This is a genomic window from Nitrospira sp., assembly GCA_015709715.1.
Lineage (GTDB): Bacteria > Nitrospirota > Nitrospiria > Nitrospirales > Nitrospiraceae > Nitrospira_A.
This window is the reverse complement of record CP054184.1, coordinates 915,001-931,946: the sequence shown is the minus strand read 5'-3', so window position 1 is coordinate 931,946 and position 16,946 is coordinate 915,001. Positions and strand designations below refer to the sequence as shown.

Sequence of the window (16,946 nt, the reverse complement as noted above, 5' to 3'; positions counted from 1 at the left end):
GACGACAAATCGAGTTGACCTCACCTTGACTCTCTTCTTTTCGCTTTGTTAGACTCCCCCATTCTAAGTTGTTGAAACATCCGCAAATCTCCACCAATCCCGTATCACGAGGAACACCATGATCAAGGCTTGGCTGCTCGACGAAATGTTTCGGTTTGACCGGCATCATCTCACGGTGGATGGAAGTCAGAGCGAATGGGGTGCCGGGGACTCGGTCGCCGAAGAGGAAGACCTGCCCCCCGCGCCGACCGGAGTGGCCGCAACGCCGGGCAACGGTCGGGTCATGATCACGTGGGACCCGGTGCCGGACGCGATGTATTACAACCTCTATTTCATGACTACGAAGGGTGTGCAGATCAAGTTTTCCGAGCTCACCCGACCGATCGCCAGCGTCGACGATTTCAAGACCGTCATCGGTGTAACCAAGGAGAAGGGAACCTGCATCGAAGGCGCGCAGTCGCCGTTCATACACGACGATCTGGCGAACGGGACCTGCTATCACTATGTCGTCACGGTGGTCACGCAGAAGGGTGAAAGTCCCGAATCGCAAGAAGTGATGGCGATTCCGTCGCCCTATCTCATCGCGAAGATCATCGGCCAGGAAGGGGTAGAGGAGGGTGAGTTCAGTTCCCCCACCGGGATCGCGCTGGACAAGGACGGCAACATGTATGTCGCCGATACGGACAACCATTCGATTCAGAAATTCGATAAGGACGGGAAGTTCCTGGGCCGCTGGGGCGGAGAAGCCAGCAGTGCGGAAGGCAGCTATTACTATCCGCGAGGCCTTACCACGAATGCCGACGGGCATGTCTATGTCGCAGATACCGGTAACAATCGCGTGCAACGGGTGGACGGCGACGGGAATCCCATGAAGACCTGGGGCAAATTCGGATTCGCCTGGCGCGGCGCCGACATGAACAAGTTCGACGCGCCGTGGGGCGTCACGACCGACCAGGACGGCAACATCTACGTGACCGATACCAACAACGCCCGCATTCAAAAGTTTAAGGGCGACGGCACGCCGCTGTTGAAGTGGGGGCGGGACGGGAGTTTCGACGGCGCATTCTTCTTTCCGCGCGGCGTGGCGGTGGACTTCGTGGGCAACATCTTCGTGGCCGATGAAGGCAACAACCGGATCCAGAAGTTCGATACGCGTGGAAGCTTCCTAACCAAGTGGGGGCGAGAGGGCAGCGGACCGGGCCAATTCAAGGCCCCCTGGGGTGTGACGTGCGACGCCGTCGGGAATGTGTATGTCGTGGATCAGGGCAACCATCGTATCCAAAAGTTCGACGGCAATGGTACCTTCCTGTGCGCCTGGGGTAATCGCGGCAAAACCGAGGGCCAACTGAACTTTCCGTCTGGGGTCGCGGTCGACAAAGAGGGCGCGGTGTATGTCGTCGATAGCGGCAACCATCGCGTCATTAAGTACATCCCGACCGAAGAAGAGCTGAATCGGGGCAAGGCCGAGCATGAGCGAGCTCAGGCGGCCGGTGACCATCCGGCTCCGCGCAACTTGGCGGTGAAGGCAGGGGACACGGAAACCTTCCTGAGCTGGATGGACGTGCCGGGGGCGGTGTCATACAACCTGTACTTCCACACGTCGCCGAATGTGACCAAGGAAGGAGGCACGAAAATCGAAGGGGTCGCTAGTCCCTACAACCACACCGGCCTCACCAACGACCAAGCTTATCACTACGTTTTGACTGCGGTGTATGAGGATGAGACGGAAAGTGCCCTCTCCGAAGAGGTGTCGGCGACGCCGGTCTTGATCGACATCACGGCGCCGCAAAATCCCTATGCGGTCGTCAATCACGGCGCCTTCATGACGAACTCGCCGGAAGTCGTAGTCACGATTTCCGCCACCGACCTCGATACCGGAGTCGCAGCGTACTACATTTCCGAAAATCCCATGACGCCGATGGCCGGGACACCGGGGTGGGTCGAGGTCGAACCCGCGATTAAGTTCGGGGCGACCATTCCCTTCATCCTCTCGCCGGGCGACGGCCAGAAGACCGTCATCGTGTGGTTCAAGGATGCCGGCAACAATATTTCTACGCCGGCCAGCGCTTCCATTCTGGTCAATACGTCGGGCTACCTCTGCGTGTCGAAGTGGGGTAAACCGGGACGCGGCGCATCCCTCCTGCACGGCGGCGAATTCATGGCGCCGATCTACGGGTTGGCGATCGATCAGCAGGGGTCCATCTTCGTCGTCGACAACGGCAACAACCGCATTCAGAAGTTCGATCCCAACGGGAATTTCATTATCCTCTGGGGGAGCTTCGGGTCGGCCAACTCCAACTTCCATAACCCGACCGGCATCGCCTGCGACGCCAAAGGCGACGTCTACGTGGTGGACACGAACAACCACCGGGTTCAGAAGTTCGACGGCAAGTTGGGCGGCTATCTCATGAAGTTCGGTTCGCGCGGCAACGGAGAGGGACAGTTCAACGCGCCGTGGGGGATCGCGATCGACCGGGTGCGCGGGTACGTCTATGTCGTCGATAGCGCCAATTTCCGGGTGCAAAAGTTCGATATGCAGGGCGAATTCATCATGGCCTGGGGGAGCTTCGGCAATGGTGACGGCCAATTCTACTTCCCGCGCGGCGTGGCCGTCGATCAGAGCGATGGTACGGTCTATGTCGTCGATATGGGCAACCATCGCATTCAGAAATTCGATACGAGCACAAACGTCTTGCCGCAGTTGCTGACCAAGTGGGGAGGCAGCTCGGAAGCTGGGCATGCGAGCAGCCCGCAGGCCCAAGAGGCTGGCCAGTTGCGGTCACCGTGGGGCATTGCGGTCGATGGCCAGGGAGACGTGTATGTGACCGATACCGGCAACCATCGCATCGAAAAGTTCGATCGCGAGGGCAACTTCATCGCGCAGTGGGGAGGGTTCGGCGCCGCGCAGGGGCAGTTCAATTTCCCTTACGGGATTGCGGTGGATGCAAGGGGCAGCGTCTTTGCCGTCGACAGCGGCAACACCAGGGTGCAGCAGTTCATGCCCGCCGAAGAGGGGAGCGAGCGGCTCCAGGAAGAGGCGGAAGCGGTCGCGGAACTGGGACAGGTCGAGAAATCCACGAAGGTCTAGCAGGCAGCGGGCAGGAAGCCCGGGAGGGGGTAGGGAGCGATGTTGGAAAAGGAGGTCCGGGTCGGCTTGACGTATGACGATGTCGTGCTCGTGCCGGCCAAGTCGCATGTGCTTCCGAGCGAGGTCGACACGAGGACGCGCGTATCTCGGAACATCGTCCTGAACATTCCCATCGTCAGCGCGGCTATGGACACTGTGACCGAAGCTCGATTGGCGATCGCCATGGCCCAGGAGGGCGGCATCGGCATCGTCCATCGTGTGCTCTCTCCTGCCGACCAGGCGGCCGAAATCGACAAGGTCAAAAAATCCGAAAGCGGGATGATCCTCGATCCCATCACGATTTCGCCGGATCAGACCATTCGTGATGCCCACGAGTTGATGGCTCGGTATCGGATTTCCGGTATTCCCGTCACCAAGGGCAGCAAGTTGGTGGGCATCTTGACCAATCGCGATTTGCGATTCGAAACCAGGATGGACATGAAGGTGTCTCAGGTCATGCGCCGCGACAAACTCATCACGGCGCCGGAGGGCACCAGCCTGGAAAAGGCCCGGGAAATTTTGCACGAACACCGGATTGAAAAGTTGCCGGTCGTGAACAAGCAGTTCGAGCTGAAGGGGCTGATCACGATCAAGGACATCGAGAAGCGGATCAAGTATCCGAATGCCTGCAAGGATTCCCACGGTCGGTTACGGGTCGGCGCCGCCTTGGGCGTCGGTCCCGAGACCCCTGAACGGGTGGCCTTGTTGGTCAAGGCCGGGGTGGATCTGGTCGTGGTCGATACCGCGCATGGGCATTCGCAGGCGGTCTTGGAGACCGTCAAGCTGGTCAAGAAGGCGCATCCCAGACTCGATGTCGTCGCCGGCAACATTGCCACCGCGCAGGCGGCAAAAGATTTGGTCAAGGCAGGCGTAGATGCTGTGAAGGTGGGAGTCGGGCCCGGTTCGATCTGCACCACGCGTATCGTGTCCGGTGCGGGCATGCCTCAATTGACTGCCATTGCAGACTGCGCCAAGGTGCTGGCCGGCACGGGCGTGCCCGTGATCGCGGACGGCGGCATCAAGTACTCCGGGGACATCACCAAAGCCCTCGCAGCTGGTGCGTCCTCGGTCATGCTGGGGAGCTTGTTGGCGGGGACGGAGGAATCTCCCGGCGAAACCGTGCTCTATCAGGCACGGACCTACAAGGTCTATCGCGGGATGGGCTCGATCGGCGCCATGGAGCGGGGAGGCGGCGACCGTTACGGGCAGGGCGGCCGGCCGGCCAAGAAATTGGTGCCGGAGGGGATTGAAGGCCGTGTTCCCTACAAGGGCCCGCTGGCCCCCCATCTTTACCAGTTGGTCGGGGGCGTCAAGTCGGGCATGGGGTATTGCGGCTGTAAGACCATTCCCGATCTGCAGCAGAAAGCAACCTTCATTCGACAAACGTTGGCCGGGCTGCGCGAAGGGCACGTGCACGACGTGATCATCACCAAGGAAGCGCCCAATTATCGCACCGATTGGGAATAATCCCGCGTGATGCGTTCCTCGCGAAGCGTTTCTCGCACGGTAAATCCCCTCACGAGACGAACGATCACCCACGCCTGACGAGATACGATCTCATGGAACTTTGGCACGACAGAATCCTCGTTCTGGATTTCGGCTCGCAATATACCCAATTGATCGCACGGCGCATCCGCGAAGTGCAGGTCTATTCACAGATCCTGCCCTGCACGGTGTCGCTCGCCACCATCTTGGCCTATCGCCCCAAGGGGATTGTGTTGTCGGGCGGGCCCTCCAGTGTGTATGCCAAGAAGGCCCCGTCGGTGCCAAAGCAGCTGTTCGAGCAGGGTATTCCCATTCTCGGTATCTGTTACGGAATGCAGCTCGTGACGCATCTTGAGGGGGGAGAGGTCGGAAAGGCGCCGCACCGGGAATTCGGCCGTGCCGACCTGACGCTGGATGATCGGTCTGATTTGTTCAAGGGGATCGGGACTCGCGGCTCGACGGTCGTGTGGATGTCGCACGGCGATCGCATTGAGCGCATGCCGCCGGGTTTCCGGTCGATCGCCCACACGGACAACTCACCGGTGGCCGCCATGAAGCGGCACGACGCCAAACAGCGGGTCTATTGCCTGCAGTTCCATCCCGAAGTCGCACATACCCCTGAAGGTGCCGCGATCCTCAAGAACTTCGTCTATGGCATTTGCGGCTGCAAGCCGACTTGGACCATGCGGTCCTATGTCGACACGGCGGTGGAACAGATCCGCCAACAGGTTGGGAAGGATCGGGTCCTGTGCGCCTTGAGCGGTGGGGTGGACTCGTCTGTGGCCGCGGCGTTGACTCATCGCGCGATCGGTGACCAACTGACCTGTGTGTTCGTCGACAATGGCGTCTTGCGGAGCGGCGAACGGGAACAGGTGGAGAAGACCTTTGCCGCGCACGAGCATCTCAACCTGCGGGTCGTGAACGGGTCAGCGCAGTTCTTGGCCGCGCTCAAGAATGTCACGGATCCAGAGCGCAAACGCAAGATCATCGGTCGGCTGTTCATCAAGCTGTTCGAGGCAGAGGCGAAAGGCCTTACCGGCATCAAGTATTTGGTCCAGGGCACGCTGTATCCCGACGTGATCGAAAGCGTGAGTTTCAAGGGACCTTCGGCAACGATCAAAACACATCATAATGTCGGTGGGTTGCCGACCAAGATGAAGCTGAAGCTGGTCGAGCCCTTGCGGGAATTGTTCAAGGACGAAGTGCGGGTGTTGGGGCAGGAGCTTGGGTTGCCCGATGCCATCATTTGGCGACAACCCTTCCCGGGGCCGGGACTGGCCATTCGTATCCTGGGCGCGGTCACGAAAGACCGGCTTGCCATTCTCCGGGCGGCGGAATCCATCGTCGATCAAGAGATTCGGAGCGCGGGATTGTACCGCGAGATCTGGCAGGCCTTTGCGGTGCTGCTCCCGATCCGCACCGTGGGGGTCATGGGCGACCAACGGACCTACGAACATGTGGTGGCGATTCGCGCCGTGACCAGCCTTGACGGGATGACCGCCGATTGGGCCAAGATTCCCGCGGATGTGCTGGGTCGCATGTCCAACCGCATCATCAACGAAGTGAAGGGCGTGAACCGCGTCGTATACGACATCAGCTCGAAACCGCCTTCAACCATTGAGTGGGAGTAGGGTGTGACGGGAAGAGGGATCGCAACGAAGAGACGATGAACGTCCGATTGCAAAAACTCATCGCGGGAACCGGAATCGCGTCGCGGCGTAAGGCGGAAGAGCTGATTATCGCCGGACGGGTCACGATCAACGGGCAGGTTGTCCGTGAGCTGGGGACGAAGGTCGATCCCGAGCGCGACCACGTGAAAGTGGATGGGAAGCACCTGCGCGCGGCGCAGCCGTATGTCTACCTGATCCTCAACAAACCCAAGAACGTCATGTCGACGCTGGATGATCCCGAGGGAAGGCCCACGGTGAAGGACTACCTGCACGGCGTGACGGTGCGGGTGTTTCCGGTCGGCCGATTGGACTTCGACAGCGAAGGACTGATGCTGCTGACTAATCATGGAGACCTGGCTCAGGCGCTGCTTCATCCGCGGTACCACGTGCCCAAGACCTACTTGATCAAGGTGAAAGGCGTCCTCGACGATGCCAAGATCGACGCGCTGGAACGCGGCGTCAAACTTGAGGACGGCTACACGGCGCCGGCCAAAGTGGTCAAGGTCAGCAAGGCGGAAAGTAACTCCTGGCTGGAGGTCACCATTCATGAGGGACGCAAGCACCAAGTCAAACGCATGATCGAAGCGGTCGGCAGTTCGGTGATCAAGTTGACGCGCATCCGCATGGGGCCTCTTCTCTTAGGCGACTTGGCGCCAGGGGCCTATCGCTTCCTCACCGACCGTGAGGCCAACCGTCTACGCGAGCTGGTCGAGGACCGCATCACGAGAGTTGAACGACCGGGATTGGATGCATCCGGAAAACCTGTTCCCTGGACGGCCCCTCAGCAGCCGGCCCCTCCTCGACCGCCAAAACCGGCGCGGACCGGGCGGGGGCCGAAAGCGTCGGGGCAGCCGGCCCCTGGGAGACGGACGAGGACAGTCGGTCCAGCGGGCCTGCGCTCGAAGCGGAGCGGGGTGACGGATGCCAGCCGAGGACGACGTACGACCGGCGGACGGGCCAGAGAGGGAACGCGGAGACGACCATGAAGATCAGGACGCATCGATGCGGAGAATTGACCAAGGCCAACGTCGGCCAGCAGGTCGTATTGAACGGGTGGGTACAGCGACGCCGCGATCACGGGGCGGTGTTGTTCATCGATCTGCGCGACCGGACTGGGTTGACGCAGATTGTCTTCAACGCCGAGCGGAATGCGGCGGTCCATCAGGCGGCACAAACGTTGCGGAGCGAATGCGTGCTGTCGATCAGCGGACAGGTCATGGCGCGCCCTGAGGAATCGCGCAATCCAAACCTGTCGACGGGGGAAATCGAAATTTTCGTCGACACCCTTGATCTGCTGAACGAGGCCAAGACGCCACCCTTCATGATCGAGGACGACCTCGAGATCACCGAAGCCCTGCGTCTGAAATACCGGTACCTCGATCTACGGCGCCCGAAGATGCAACGGCTGCTGGGCCTGCGCCACGGCATCATGCAGGCCGTGCGGGCGTTTCTGAATGCCGAGCAGTTCTTGGAGGTGGAAACACCGGTCCTCACGAAGAGCACACCGGAAGGGGCGAGAGATTACCTGGTGCCCAGCCGGGTGAATCCAGGAATGTTCTTCGCGTTGCCCCAGTCGCCGCAGCTCTTCAAACAGGTGCTGATGGTCAGTGGGGTCGACCGCTACTACCAGATTGCCCGCTGCTTCCGGGATGAGGACCTACGCAACGATCGCCAGCCGGAATTTACCCAGATCGATCTGGAAATGTCCTTCGTCGACCGCGAACAGGTCATGGCCTTGATGGAGCGGATGATCGTTTCGGTGTTCACGCAGGCCGGGGGGGTGGAGCTACCCACGCCGTTCCCTCGCATGACCTACGCGGAGGCGATGGGGCGTTATGGGTCCGATAAGCCTGACCTCCGGTTCGGCATGCCGCTGTATGACGTGACGGCCTTTGCCGCTGCGAGCGAGTTCAAGGTGTTCAAGGACGCCGCTACCAAGGGAGGGCTCGTCAAGGCGTTGATCGTGACCGGCGGGGCTTCCATTGCGCGGAGCCGCATTGATGCGCTGGGCGAGACCGCCAAGAGTTTCGGCGCCAAAGGGCTGGCCTGGTTGAAGCTCACGCCGGAAGGCCAACTGGAGTCGGTGATCGCCAAGTTCCTCGACGCCAAGGCCTTCGCGGCCGCGCTGCCAGAGGCGAAACCGGGCGACTTGGTCCTGTTCGGCGCAGACAAGCCGGCGATCGTGCACGATGTGTTGGGCCGGATCAGGCTGCTTCTGGGCGAGGAATTGAATCTGATCGACAAACAGGCCTGGAAGCCCCTGTGGGTGACGGAGTTTCCCTTGCTGGATTATTCTCCGGAGGAGAAGCGCTACGTCTTCATGCACAATCCTTTTGCCGCCCCCATGGACGAAGACCTGCCGTTCCTCGATACGGACCCATTGAGGGCACGGGCGAAGGCCTACGACCTCGTGCTGAACGGGAGCGAAATCGGCGGCGGGAGCATCCGCAACCACCGGAGCGAGATTCAGCTGCGTATTCTGGATCTGCTGGGGATCGGCAAGGAGCAGGCGCAGGCCAAGTTCGGCTTCCTGCTGGAAGCGTTGGAGTATGGCGCCCCGCCCCATGGCGGGATCGCGTTCGGCCTCGACCGATTGATCATGTTGTTGGGCGGAGCCGATTCCATCCGCGACGTGATCGCCTTCCCCAAGACGCAGCGGGCGCAATGTCCGTTGACCGAGGCGCCCTCCAGCGTGGCGTCAGACCAATTGAAGGAACTGCGCATCAAGCTCGACCTCGTGGAATAGGGAGTCCATCGCGCGTGGCCGGCAACACCTTCGGTAGGCTCTTTACCGTGACCTCGTTCGGCGAGAGTCACGGCCCGGCGATCGGTGGCGTGGTTGATGGGTGCCCGCCTGGTCTCGCCCTTAGTGCGGCGGATATCCAGCAGGATCTCGATCGGCGCAAACCCGGCACTTCCCGCCACGTCACGCAACGGCAAGAATCCGATACGGTCGAAATCCTTGCAGGGGTTTTCGAAGGCCGGACCACCGGTACGCCGATCGCCCTGTTGATCCGTAACGAAGACCAGCGTAGCCGCGACTACGGCAATCTCATCGACACCTTCCGGCCCGGCCATGCCGATTATACCTACTGGCAGAAATACGGCATCCGCGACCATCGGGGAGGTGGGAGGGCCTCGGCGCGGGAAACGGCGGTGCGGGTAGCGGCCGCCGCGATTGCGAAGAAGTGGTTGCAAGAGAGGCATGGCGTTCTCATCCGCGGATACCTTAGCCAACTGGGGCCGATTGACGTACCGTTTCGGAGTTGGGACGCCGTCGGGAGGAACCCCTTCTTTGCCGCCGACGCCGAGGTGGTGGGCCGGCTCGAATCCTTTATGGATGAGCTGAGAAAGGCCGGCGATTCCGTGGGGGCCAAGGTCACGACCGTGGCTGAAGGGGTCCCGGTGGGGTGGGGGGCGCCGGTCTATGCGAAATTGGACGCGGATCTCGCGGGAGCCATGATGAGCATCAACGCCGTGAAGGCGGTGGAGATCGGCGCGGGTTTTGCCTCGGTGGCTCAGCGCGGCTCTGAACACGGCGACGAACTGACGCCGGAGGGGTTCATCACGAACCATGCCGGCGGGATCCTCGGTGGCATTTCTACGGGCCAGGATGTGGTCGTCACGATCGGCATCAAGCCCACCTCGAGCATTCGTATTCCACGCCGGTCGATTGATAAGGAGGGCCGTCCCACGACGGTCGAAACCAGCGGCCGCCATGATCCCTGCGTCGGGATCAGGGCCACGCCGATCGCTGAAGCCATGATGGCCCTCGTCCTGATGGACCATGCGCTGCTGCATCGGGCGCAAAACGCCGATGTGTCCACGTCGACTCCCAAAATTCCCGGCTCAATGCGGTGACCCGGCTTCCCTTCGGTCCATGACGATCCTCGAACTCAACCAGGCCGCCGTATATCGTGGGGATGCGCTGGTGTTCGATGGGTTGTCGCTGGTGTTGGAGGAGAAGCAGCAGACCGTCATCCTCGGTCCGAACGGAGCCGGCAAGTCGACGATCCTCAAACTGATCGCCGGTGAACTGCACCCGGTTCCCAAAGAGACCCCCTCCCTCCGCGTGTTCGGGGAAGACCGATGGAACGTGTGGGACCTGCGCAAGCGGCTCGGTGTGGTGTCGCATGATCTCCAACATCGCTACATGGACCATGTGCGGGGGCTGGATGTCGTGCTCTCCGGGTTCTATGCTAGTATCGGGACCTATCGGTACCAGGAGTTCAGCGAATCCCATCTGCTGCGGGCCGGGCGGTTGCTGGATGAATTGGGTGCCGGGAATCTAAAGGCACGATCGTTCGGTGAGATGTCTACGGGTGAGCAGCGCAGGGTCCTGCTGGCGCGGGCCCTCGTGCATGACCCGGGAGTGCTGGTCTTTGATGAGCCCACCAGCGGACTCGATCTCCAAGCCTGCTTCCATTACCTGGCGCTCTTGAGGCGGTTGATCGCGCAGGGCAAGACCATCATCTTGGTCACCCACCACATGCACGAGATTCCGCCCGAGGTTTCGCGGGTGATCCTGCTGAAGGCCGGGCGTATCATGGCCGACGGTGACAAGGCTCACGTCTTGACACAGCAGCGGCTGAGCGCACTCTTCGACGTGCCGCTCCAACTGGTGCAGGCGAGCGGCTGGTACCAGGCCCTGCCTGCGTAGGAACTGAGAGCCTACCCTCCGCCCAGCGTGACGGTGAAGGTGAGGGCGGCATCGAGACGACGGACCTTGACGCGGACCTGTTGGCCGGGACTCGTGCGCTCAATGAGATAATTCTTCAGATGGGCCGCGTCGTCGATCTCGGTGTCATCCACTGCGATGATGACATCATGCTTCTGAATCCCCGCCGACTTGGCCGGTTCCGATACATCCTTGACTGCCATGCGCCACTTCGTGCCGTCCCGTACGGCCGCCATTTGAATGCCCATCTTGGAGAAGGTCAAGGGTTTCCCTTCCAGCGCCGCGTTCACGATCCGTTCAGCCAGCAGTGCGGGAATCGCAAAGGCCATTCGGCTGCAGCGGGCGGTGGAGTCATCCCGTTCGGTTTGAATGATCGCATGCATGATGCCGACCACTTCACCGCGCTCATTGTAGAGCCCGCCGCCAGAGTTGCCGCTGCAGGCGGCGACGTCGGCTTGAAGGAGTCTTGTGTCGACCGTTTGCAGGAACGTGCTGGTGTTGCCGAGGTGGCCGAACGACATCGTCGGGCCCCAGCCCATGGGATACCCGACGGTAAAGACTTCCTGGCCTGGTTGGACGTCACCGGCCGCGAAAGCCGTGCCGACCGCCACCTTCGCGCGATGGGCCTCGGCGACGCGGTAGACCACCACATCCATGAAGGCGCTGTCTCCGACTAGATCGGCCGGTAATTCGTGGAGATCGGTCGTCAGGATCCGAATCTGTTTCGGAATGACGCTGCCGGTGGTGGGATCGTTTTTCTCCGCAGCGTGGCGGGCCGTGACGATGTATCCGTCACGCAGGTGAAACCCGGTGCCACGCACGAGGATCCTGCCGGGCTTGTCGGGGGTTCGTTGATCCTGAGTGTCTTCCAGGACGCCGATGGTGGCCTGTTTGGCGCGTTCGAGGGCGGCAGCATCGAGGGCCGCTACATCCGTAGCCCACGGGCCTGACATTAGATTGAGACCGGCAAGGAGAGCAAGGGAGCAGCGGATCATTGCGGCTGGTTGCGCGACTGTTGAACAACTCATACGCACGTCGGTCCTTTCGTAGGGATTCGTCGATTCGACAGTATAATCCAGAGGTGCGGTCGGATGGAACGTGCCTATGGGCGATCCAGACTCCAAGCTTCCGCGGTCATGGTATCCGATCTTGCCGTCGGCTATACTGCCCGATATGGCGTTCTTCTTGTCCTTGCTCCTGTTGCTGCCGGTCGTCATGTCCGGCTGCGCCACCACCTCCGTCGTTCCCGACGCGCTTCAACCACAGATCGATCGAACCGGCACCTTCCCGACGGTATGGGAGTCGCCCGACGCCTATCGAGGCAAGGTGGTGGTGTGGGGTGGCGAGGTGTTGAAGACGAAAGCCCTTCAGGGTGGGACGCAGTTTGAGGTCTTGCAGTTGCCCTTGGATGAAGGCGACGCGCCTACGGCACAACGCACAGCGTCGCGGGGGCGGTTCTTTGCCTGGCAGCGAGAGTTTCTCGATCCGGCCACGGTCACCGACGGTACCAGGGTCACGATCGTCGGTGAGGTGACAGGTGCGGCCGTCGACAAGTTGGATGAGGCGGACTACCGTTACCCCACCCTGGAAGTCATACATCTGCATCGCTGGGAGCCGAATCAGCTCGATGAGCAGCGCATCCCGGGACCCTACTGGGGTGTGTTCGGCGGGTTCGGGATCGGCGGCGGTGGGGGGATCAGAAGCGGCGAAGGAATCGGCATCGGATTTTAGTTGTCGGCAAAGGTGTCGCAGACAGCGGGATCGCCGGATTGCAGACCCCGTCGCAGCCAGGTCATGCGTTGTTCGGACGAGCCATGGGTCCAACTTTCTGGCTGCACGTAGCCCTGCCCCAGCTTCTGGAGCCGGTCGTCGCCGATCGCGGCTGCGGCGCGCAGCCCTTCTTCGAAGTCGCCAGGCTCGATGAGGTTCCGATCCTGACGTGCATGGTAGCCCCAGACTCCGGCGAAACAGTCGGCTTGTAGTTCCATCTGCACAGAGAGGGCGTTGCGCTCGACGATGGAACTCCGTTGTTGGAGGCGGTGGACTTTCTCTGCGATGCCGAGCAGGTTTTGGACGTGGTGACCGATCTCATGGGCGATCACATAGGCCTGAGCAAAGTCACCCGGAGCACCAAGCCGCTGTTCCAGTTCTTGGAAAAAAGAAAGGTCCAAATAGACCTTGCGGTCGCCCGGGCAATAAAACGGGCCGACAGCGGATGAGGCCGTGCCGCAAGCGGATCGAACCGCACCGGTGAATAGCACCATCTGCGGATCGCCATAGGGGCGTCCTACCTTCGGGAGCAGTGCCCGCCAGGTGTCCTCCGTGTCCGCGAGAACAACCGACGCGAAGGCTCCGAGCTTGTCCCCTGGTGGCCCGGTCGGTCCGCGCTGGTCGCTATCGGTGGAGACGGTCATGTTCTGTACGCCGCTCAGCAGGTTGAGAAGCGTCAGTGGATTGGTGCCGGTCAGCGCGCTGATGGCGAGCACCAGAACGAGCCCACCCAACCCAATGCCCGTTCCAGCCCTTGCCGGTCCCCACCCTCGTCGATCTTCGATGTTCCCGCTCTGCCGTTGGCCTTCCCATCGCATGACCGATCTCCTCCGTGCGAGATGAGGTGCCTTCCGTAGGATCAGGCTGATGGATGCGCGAGGCCAAGTCAAGCAGCGCCGCTTGGCCATCGGCTGAGGGGCACGGCTGCTCCCATCGGCATTGGCAGGCTGGACAGGCGAGAGGATGGTTCGTTACACTTCGCCCATGTCCACGCCTCAGTCTCGTGTCTCCCGCTTGTATCTGCCCTCGCTGGTCTTTAGCGGCCTGAGTTTGGCCCTCTCTTTGGCCGGATGCCAGGCTACGACGGTGGGCTTACCGCCCAGCGCGAATCTGAAACCGAGCCTAGCAGCACCCGAATGTCCGAAACTCGGTGGGATCTACGAATTGCAGGGGGAGCCCTTACCGGGCACGATGGATTTTTACCGCGACCGGAGCAATCGCCTGACCCTCAATGCAATGTTAGGAGTTTCGGCGCCGGCGGAGCTCGTGCAGGATGCCGCACGGGTCGAGGTGCTTCAGGACGATACGTTGGAACTTGTCAACCGGCATGGAGGGGCGATTGCCGCCCATCAATTGGATCTGCAGCCGGAGGATCGAGTGACCTGCAGCCGCAACCACATTTCAATCCGACGCACTCGGTTCGAGGGCGGCGAGGTTCCAGAACCGCTGCGGAACATTTCCGACATTGCGCAGGAGCTGACAGTAGAGAAGGATGGCACGTTGCTGGTGTGGATGCGTATCCGGTCCAAGAGTAAATCGGCCTTCTTTACCACTCCGGTTCCCCTTGAAGAGTACGCGGCCCGCTTCAGACGCCTCGACTGACAACACGAGTGTGCAGGGCCGAGTCTTTCAATCATCGGCGGATCCATTCACACAGCCACCGGGTTCACCGCTTCTGTGCCACGGTCACTCATCGTCACCGCGCGTGAGGAGGGCGCAGTCACTATGATGCGATCAGCGAGCCGGACCCTTGCCTTCAACAAGCCCTACGACGTGTTGCCCTGTTTTACCGATTCCGATGGACGCACGACCCTGGCCGAGTTCATCCGTGTCCGGGGCGTGTATGCCGCCGGGCGGCTGGACCGGGACAGCGAAGGTCTGCTCTTGCTGACATCCGACGGCGCATTGGCTCGCGCGATTACCGATCCTCGGCATTACCTTCCAAAGGTCTATTGGGCTCAAGTCGAGCGGATCCCGGATGACAGGGCATTGGAGCATCTGCGCCAGGGAGTCCTGCTGAACGGCAGACGGACGAGGCCTGCGCAAGCGCATGTATTGACGGCGGAGCCACGGTTACCTGATCGACCGGTCTCGATCCGGTTTCGAAAACACGTTCCGACCGCCTGGCTCCAGCTCACGTTGTACGAAGGAAGGAATCGGCAAGTGCGGCGTATGACCGCTGCCGTGGGGCATCCGACGCTACGGCTGGTGAGGGTCGCCATCGGTCCGATCGCCTTGGGGGGGCTTTTGCCAGGACAATGGCGTGAGTTGACCAGGGAGGAGGTCACCGGGATTGTTCAGGCCGGCCAGTCCGGACCGCAGCGCGAATCCGGCAGGAGGGTACGAACATGATTCCGGCAAGGGGCGGCACACCGAGGAACGGGCGAGTCAGCCGTGGTCCTGACATCGGCCGTCGTAGGATGATGCGGGAACTCGCGGCTGTTGTACTGTTGGCGATGGAGAGTGTCTGGCGGCTCGGAGAGACTCGAACTGCCTCGGCGGTGCCGACGGGAGAGCGGCTCGACCGAGATATAGCTGAAGGCTTCATGCGGCGGGCGATCGAGCTGAGCCGTCGAGGCATGGAGTCAGGGGATGGCGGCCCATTCGGTGCTGTGATTGTGAAAGACCGTATGATCGTGGGCGAAGGATGGAACCGCGTAGTTGCCACGAACGACCCGACTGCCCACGGCGAAATCGTGGCGATTCGCGCGGCGACCCAAACGCTGAAGCATTTTAACCTCAAGGGCTGCGACATCTATACGAGTGCTCAGCCCTGTCCGATGTGTTTGGGTGCCATTTACTGGGCGCGCCTCGACCGGATCTATTACGGGAATAGCGTGAAGGATGCGGCTGCGATCGGCTTTGACGACGACCAGTTCTATCGCCAGTTGGGCCGTGCCCCTCAAGATCGGACGGTTCCGGAGGTCCAATTGCTGGCGGAGGAGGCTCGCCTCATATTTCAGGAGTATGCGGCGCAGGTAGGTGCAGTTCGCTACTGAAGAACGGTTAGGGGCGTTCTGCCGATCTTCGCCCGAACTGGACCTCGATGATCGCCCTGAGGTATATGAAGCGACTATAGGTGGGCGTAGCTTGGTTGAGGTGGACGACCGATGATGATTGGGGGATAGCTCATGAGATTGGCGCGAGAAGCGGTGGTGTTGGCGTGGTTGCTGTATATCTGTGGATCGGCGGTTTCCGCACTGGCGGCCAACCTTGATCCTGCGGCCTTGGCTGATCTGCGACAGATCAAGAAGTTCGTGTCGGTGGAAGTGCAGACGCAGGGAACAGCAGAGAAACTCGGTATCAGCGGCGCTGAACTAACCGACGTGACCAGGGCGACTCTCCTGAATAAATTGCCAGGGATTGCGCTTGAAGGTTCAACGGGCCCCTCCCCGGAAGCGACGGAACGACTCAATCAGCTGGGATTCTTTACTTGCGAAGTCTGGACCGTGGGCGAGCAGTATATCGCGGCTTACCATGTGGATTGCAGCGCAGGTGCCTATACCGCACAGAAAACGCCGGGGAGTCTTTGGAATCAAGCCATTCTGGGATATGGGCCGAAGGACGAGGTGTTGGAAGCCGTGCGGAAGGGTGTGCGTGCCATGGTCGAGTTGTTTACCACCACCGTTGCAACAGCGCGAAGTGGAAGCGGCGGGCAGTGACCGCAAACGCTTAGCTTTGCGCTGACTCGATAGTGTCCACGTCCGCGATGATCGTATGGAGTCCGCTGGCTCCTGCCGGCTGCGGACGGATCAGTTCGGAAATCTGCAGTTGACCTTTAGTGTCGATCGCACGGACTGCGACCTGATATTTCCCTCGTTTCGGCGGACGCCAGGAATAGTTCCAAATGACCCATGAGTAGGGTGACATCGGCGTTTCGATTTCGCACGAGTCCCATGTTCTCGCCGCATCAAAACTGATCTCGACACGGCTGATCGAATTGGGCCCACCAAACGCGATGCCGCGAAACCGTTGCTCGGGGCCGCGTAAGGTTTGATAGTGTCCTGGGGAGTCGATGCGGGAAAAAATCTTGATCGTGCCGTCATCCGTCCAGCCTTTGCGTTGCCAGTAGCCTTTATAGTCACCGGCGTAGGCCTCGATCTCCACAATCCATTTCACATTCTTGATCCCATACAGGCCGGGAACCAGCAGGCGCAGAGGAAACCCATGCTCCTTCGGGAGTTTCTCGCCATTCATCAGGAACGCGAGCATGACA

15 protein-coding genes (1 of these 15 running past the window's edge) are annotated in these 16,946 nt (G+C 60.9%); 12 read left to right on the top strand and 3 right to left on the bottom strand.

The annotated features are described in order from the left end of the window. The first annotated feature begins 118 nt into the window (after positions 1–118). The 7 genes from HRU82_04285 to HRU82_04255 all read left to right on the top strand — a co-directional run bounded on the left by HRU82_04285 (position 119) and on the right by HRU82_04255 (position 10,942). The gene (locus HRU82_04285; GenBank protein ID QOJ34216.1) at positions 119–3,088 is read left to right on the top strand and encodes an SMP-30/gluconolactonase/LRE family protein; all 2,970 of its coding nucleotides are present in this window, start codon (positions 119–121) and stop codon (positions 3,086–3,088) included. A 39-nt stretch (positions 3,089–3,127) separates the two neighbouring features. Further along, the gene (gene guaB / locus HRU82_04280) at positions 3,128–4,594 is read left to right on the top strand and encodes an IMP dehydrogenase (protein ID QOJ34215.1); all 1,467 of its coding nucleotides are present in this window, start codon (positions 3,128–3,130) and stop codon (positions 4,592–4,594) included. A gap of 92 nt (positions 4,595–4,686) precedes the next feature. Continuing rightward, positions 4,687–6,243, top strand: a complete 1,557-nt coding sequence (gene guaA / locus HRU82_04275; GenBank protein ID QOJ34214.1) for a glutamine-hydrolyzing GMP synthase — start codon at positions 4,687–4,689, stop codon at positions 6,241–6,243. A 35-nt stretch (positions 6,244–6,278) separates the two neighbouring features. After that, positions 6,279–7,268, top strand: a complete 990-nt coding sequence (locus tag HRU82_04270) for an rRNA pseudouridine synthase (GenBank protein ID QOJ34213.1) — start codon at positions 6,279–6,281, stop codon at positions 7,266–7,268. Further along, positions 7,265–9,028 carry an aspartate--tRNA ligase gene (gene aspS / locus HRU82_04265; protein QOJ34212.1) on the top strand — a complete coding sequence of 588 codons (1,764 nt, stop codon included), beginning with the start codon at positions 7,265–7,267 and terminating at the stop codon, positions 9,026–9,028. Before HRU82_04270 ends, aspS begins: the two co-directional genes overlap by 4 nt. 14 nt (positions 9,029–9,042) lie before the next feature. After that, positions 9,043–10,143 (top strand): chorismate synthase, encoded by a 1,101-nt coding sequence (gene aroC, locus HRU82_04260; protein QOJ34211.1) that lies wholly within the window; start codon positions 9,043–9,045, stop codon positions 10,141–10,143. A gap of 19 nt (positions 10,144–10,162) precedes the next feature. Further along, positions 10,163–10,942, top strand: a complete 780-nt coding sequence (locus HRU82_04255; protein QOJ34210.1) for an ATP-binding cassette domain-containing protein — start codon at positions 10,163–10,165, stop codon at positions 10,940–10,942. 11 nt (positions 10,943–10,953) lie between these two features. Here the strand turns inward: HRU82_04255 and HRU82_04250 are convergent, their stop codons facing one another. Beyond that, a complete protein-coding gene (locus HRU82_04250; protein ID QOJ34209.1) occupies positions 10,954–11,988 on the bottom strand; it encodes a serine protease in 1,035 nt (344 codons plus the stop codon). Positions 11,989–12,133: 145 nt separating this feature from the next. On the opposite strand from HRU82_04250, the gene HRU82_04245 reads away from it, so the two are divergent. Next, a complete protein-coding gene (locus HRU82_04245) occupies positions 12,134–12,691 on the top strand; it encodes a Slp family lipoprotein (GenBank protein QOJ34208.1) in 558 nt (185 codons plus the stop codon). Here the strand turns inward: HRU82_04245 and HRU82_04240 are convergent. Beyond that, positions 12,688–13,548, bottom strand: coding sequence for a zinc metallopeptidase (locus tag HRU82_04240; GenBank protein QOJ34207.1), 861 nt, complete (start codon positions 13,546–13,548; stop codon positions 12,688–12,690). The two genes, HRU82_04245 and HRU82_04240, sit on opposite strands and share 4 nt — an antisense overlap. 166 nt (positions 13,549–13,714) lie before the next feature. Between HRU82_04240 and HRU82_04235 the strand changes: the two genes are divergently transcribed. From HRU82_04235 to HRU82_04220, 4 genes are all read left to right on the top strand, one after another. Continuing rightward, positions 13,715–14,332 (top strand): hypothetical protein, encoded by a 618-nt coding sequence (locus HRU82_04235; protein QOJ34206.1) that lies wholly within the window; start codon positions 13,715–13,717, stop codon positions 14,330–14,332. 123 nt (positions 14,333–14,455) lie between these two features. After that, positions 14,456–15,082 (top strand): pseudouridine synthase, encoded by a 627-nt coding sequence (locus tag HRU82_04230; GenBank protein ID QOJ34205.1) that lies wholly within the window; start codon positions 14,456–14,458, stop codon positions 15,080–15,082. 194 nt (positions 15,083–15,276) lie between these two features. Then, positions 15,277–15,729 carry a nucleoside deaminase gene (locus HRU82_04225; protein QOJ37102.1) on the top strand — a complete coding sequence of 151 codons (453 nt, stop codon included), beginning with the start codon at positions 15,277–15,279 and terminating at the stop codon, positions 15,727–15,729. A 132-nt stretch (positions 15,730–15,861) separates the two neighbouring features. Further along, positions 15,862–16,392 (top strand): hypothetical protein, encoded by a 531-nt coding sequence (locus tag HRU82_04220; GenBank protein QOJ34204.1) that lies wholly within the window; start codon positions 15,862–15,864, stop codon positions 16,390–16,392. A gap of 10 nt (positions 16,393–16,402) precedes the next feature. On the opposite strand, the gene HRU82_04215 is transcribed toward HRU82_04220, so the two are convergent. Beyond that, positions 16,403–16,946, bottom strand: partial view of a molybdopterin-dependent oxidoreductase gene (locus HRU82_04215; protein QOJ37101.1) — the 3' portion only. 500 nt of this gene lie beyond the right edge of the window; the window shows 544 of its 1,044 coding nt (coding positions 501–1,044); its start codon lies off the right edge, out of view; it ends in the stop codon at positions 16,403–16,405.

Coding starts and splice junctions, on each gene's coding strand:
- HRU82_04285 (QOJ34216.1), top strand. CDS start 119: ATGATCAAGGCTTGGCTGCTCGACGAAATGTTTCGGTTTGACCGGCAT.
- guaB (QOJ34215.1), top strand. CDS start 3,128: ATGTTGGAAAAGGAGGTCCGGGTCGGCTTGACGTATGACGATGTCGTG.
- guaA (QOJ34214.1), top strand. CDS start 4,687: ATGGAACTTTGGCACGACAGAATCCTCGTTCTGGATTTCGGCTCGCAA.
- HRU82_04270 (QOJ34213.1), top strand. CDS start 6,279: ATGAACGTCCGATTGCAAAAACTCATCGCGGGAACCGGAATCGCGTCG.
- aspS (QOJ34212.1), top strand. CDS start 7,265: ATGAAGATCAGGACGCATCGATGCGGAGAATTGACCAAGGCCAACGTC.
- HRU82_04255 (QOJ34210.1), top strand. CDS start 10,163: ATGACGATCCTCGAACTCAACCAGGCCGCCGTATATCGTGGGGATGCG.
- HRU82_04250 (QOJ34209.1), bottom strand. CDS start 11,988: ATGAGTTGTTCAACAGTCGCGCAACCAGCCGCAATGATCCGCTGCTCC.
- HRU82_04245 (QOJ34208.1), top strand. CDS start 12,134: ATGGCGTTCTTCTTGTCCTTGCTCCTGTTGCTGCCGGTCGTCATGTCC.
- HRU82_04240 (QOJ34207.1), bottom strand. CDS start 13,548: ATGCGATGGGAAGGCCAACGGCAGAGCGGGAACATCGAAGATCGACGA.
- HRU82_04235 (QOJ34206.1), top strand. CDS start 13,715: ATGTCCACGCCTCAGTCTCGTGTCTCCCGCTTGTATCTGCCCTCGCTG.
- HRU82_04230 (QOJ34205.1), top strand. CDS start 14,456: ATGATGCGATCAGCGAGCCGGACCCTTGCCTTCAACAAGCCCTACGAC.
- HRU82_04225 (QOJ37102.1), top strand. CDS start 15,277: ATGCGGCGGGCGATCGAGCTGAGCCGTCGAGGCATGGAGTCAGGGGAT.
- HRU82_04220 (QOJ34204.1), top strand. CDS start 15,862: ATGAGATTGGCGCGAGAAGCGGTGGTGTTGGCGTGGTTGCTGTATATC.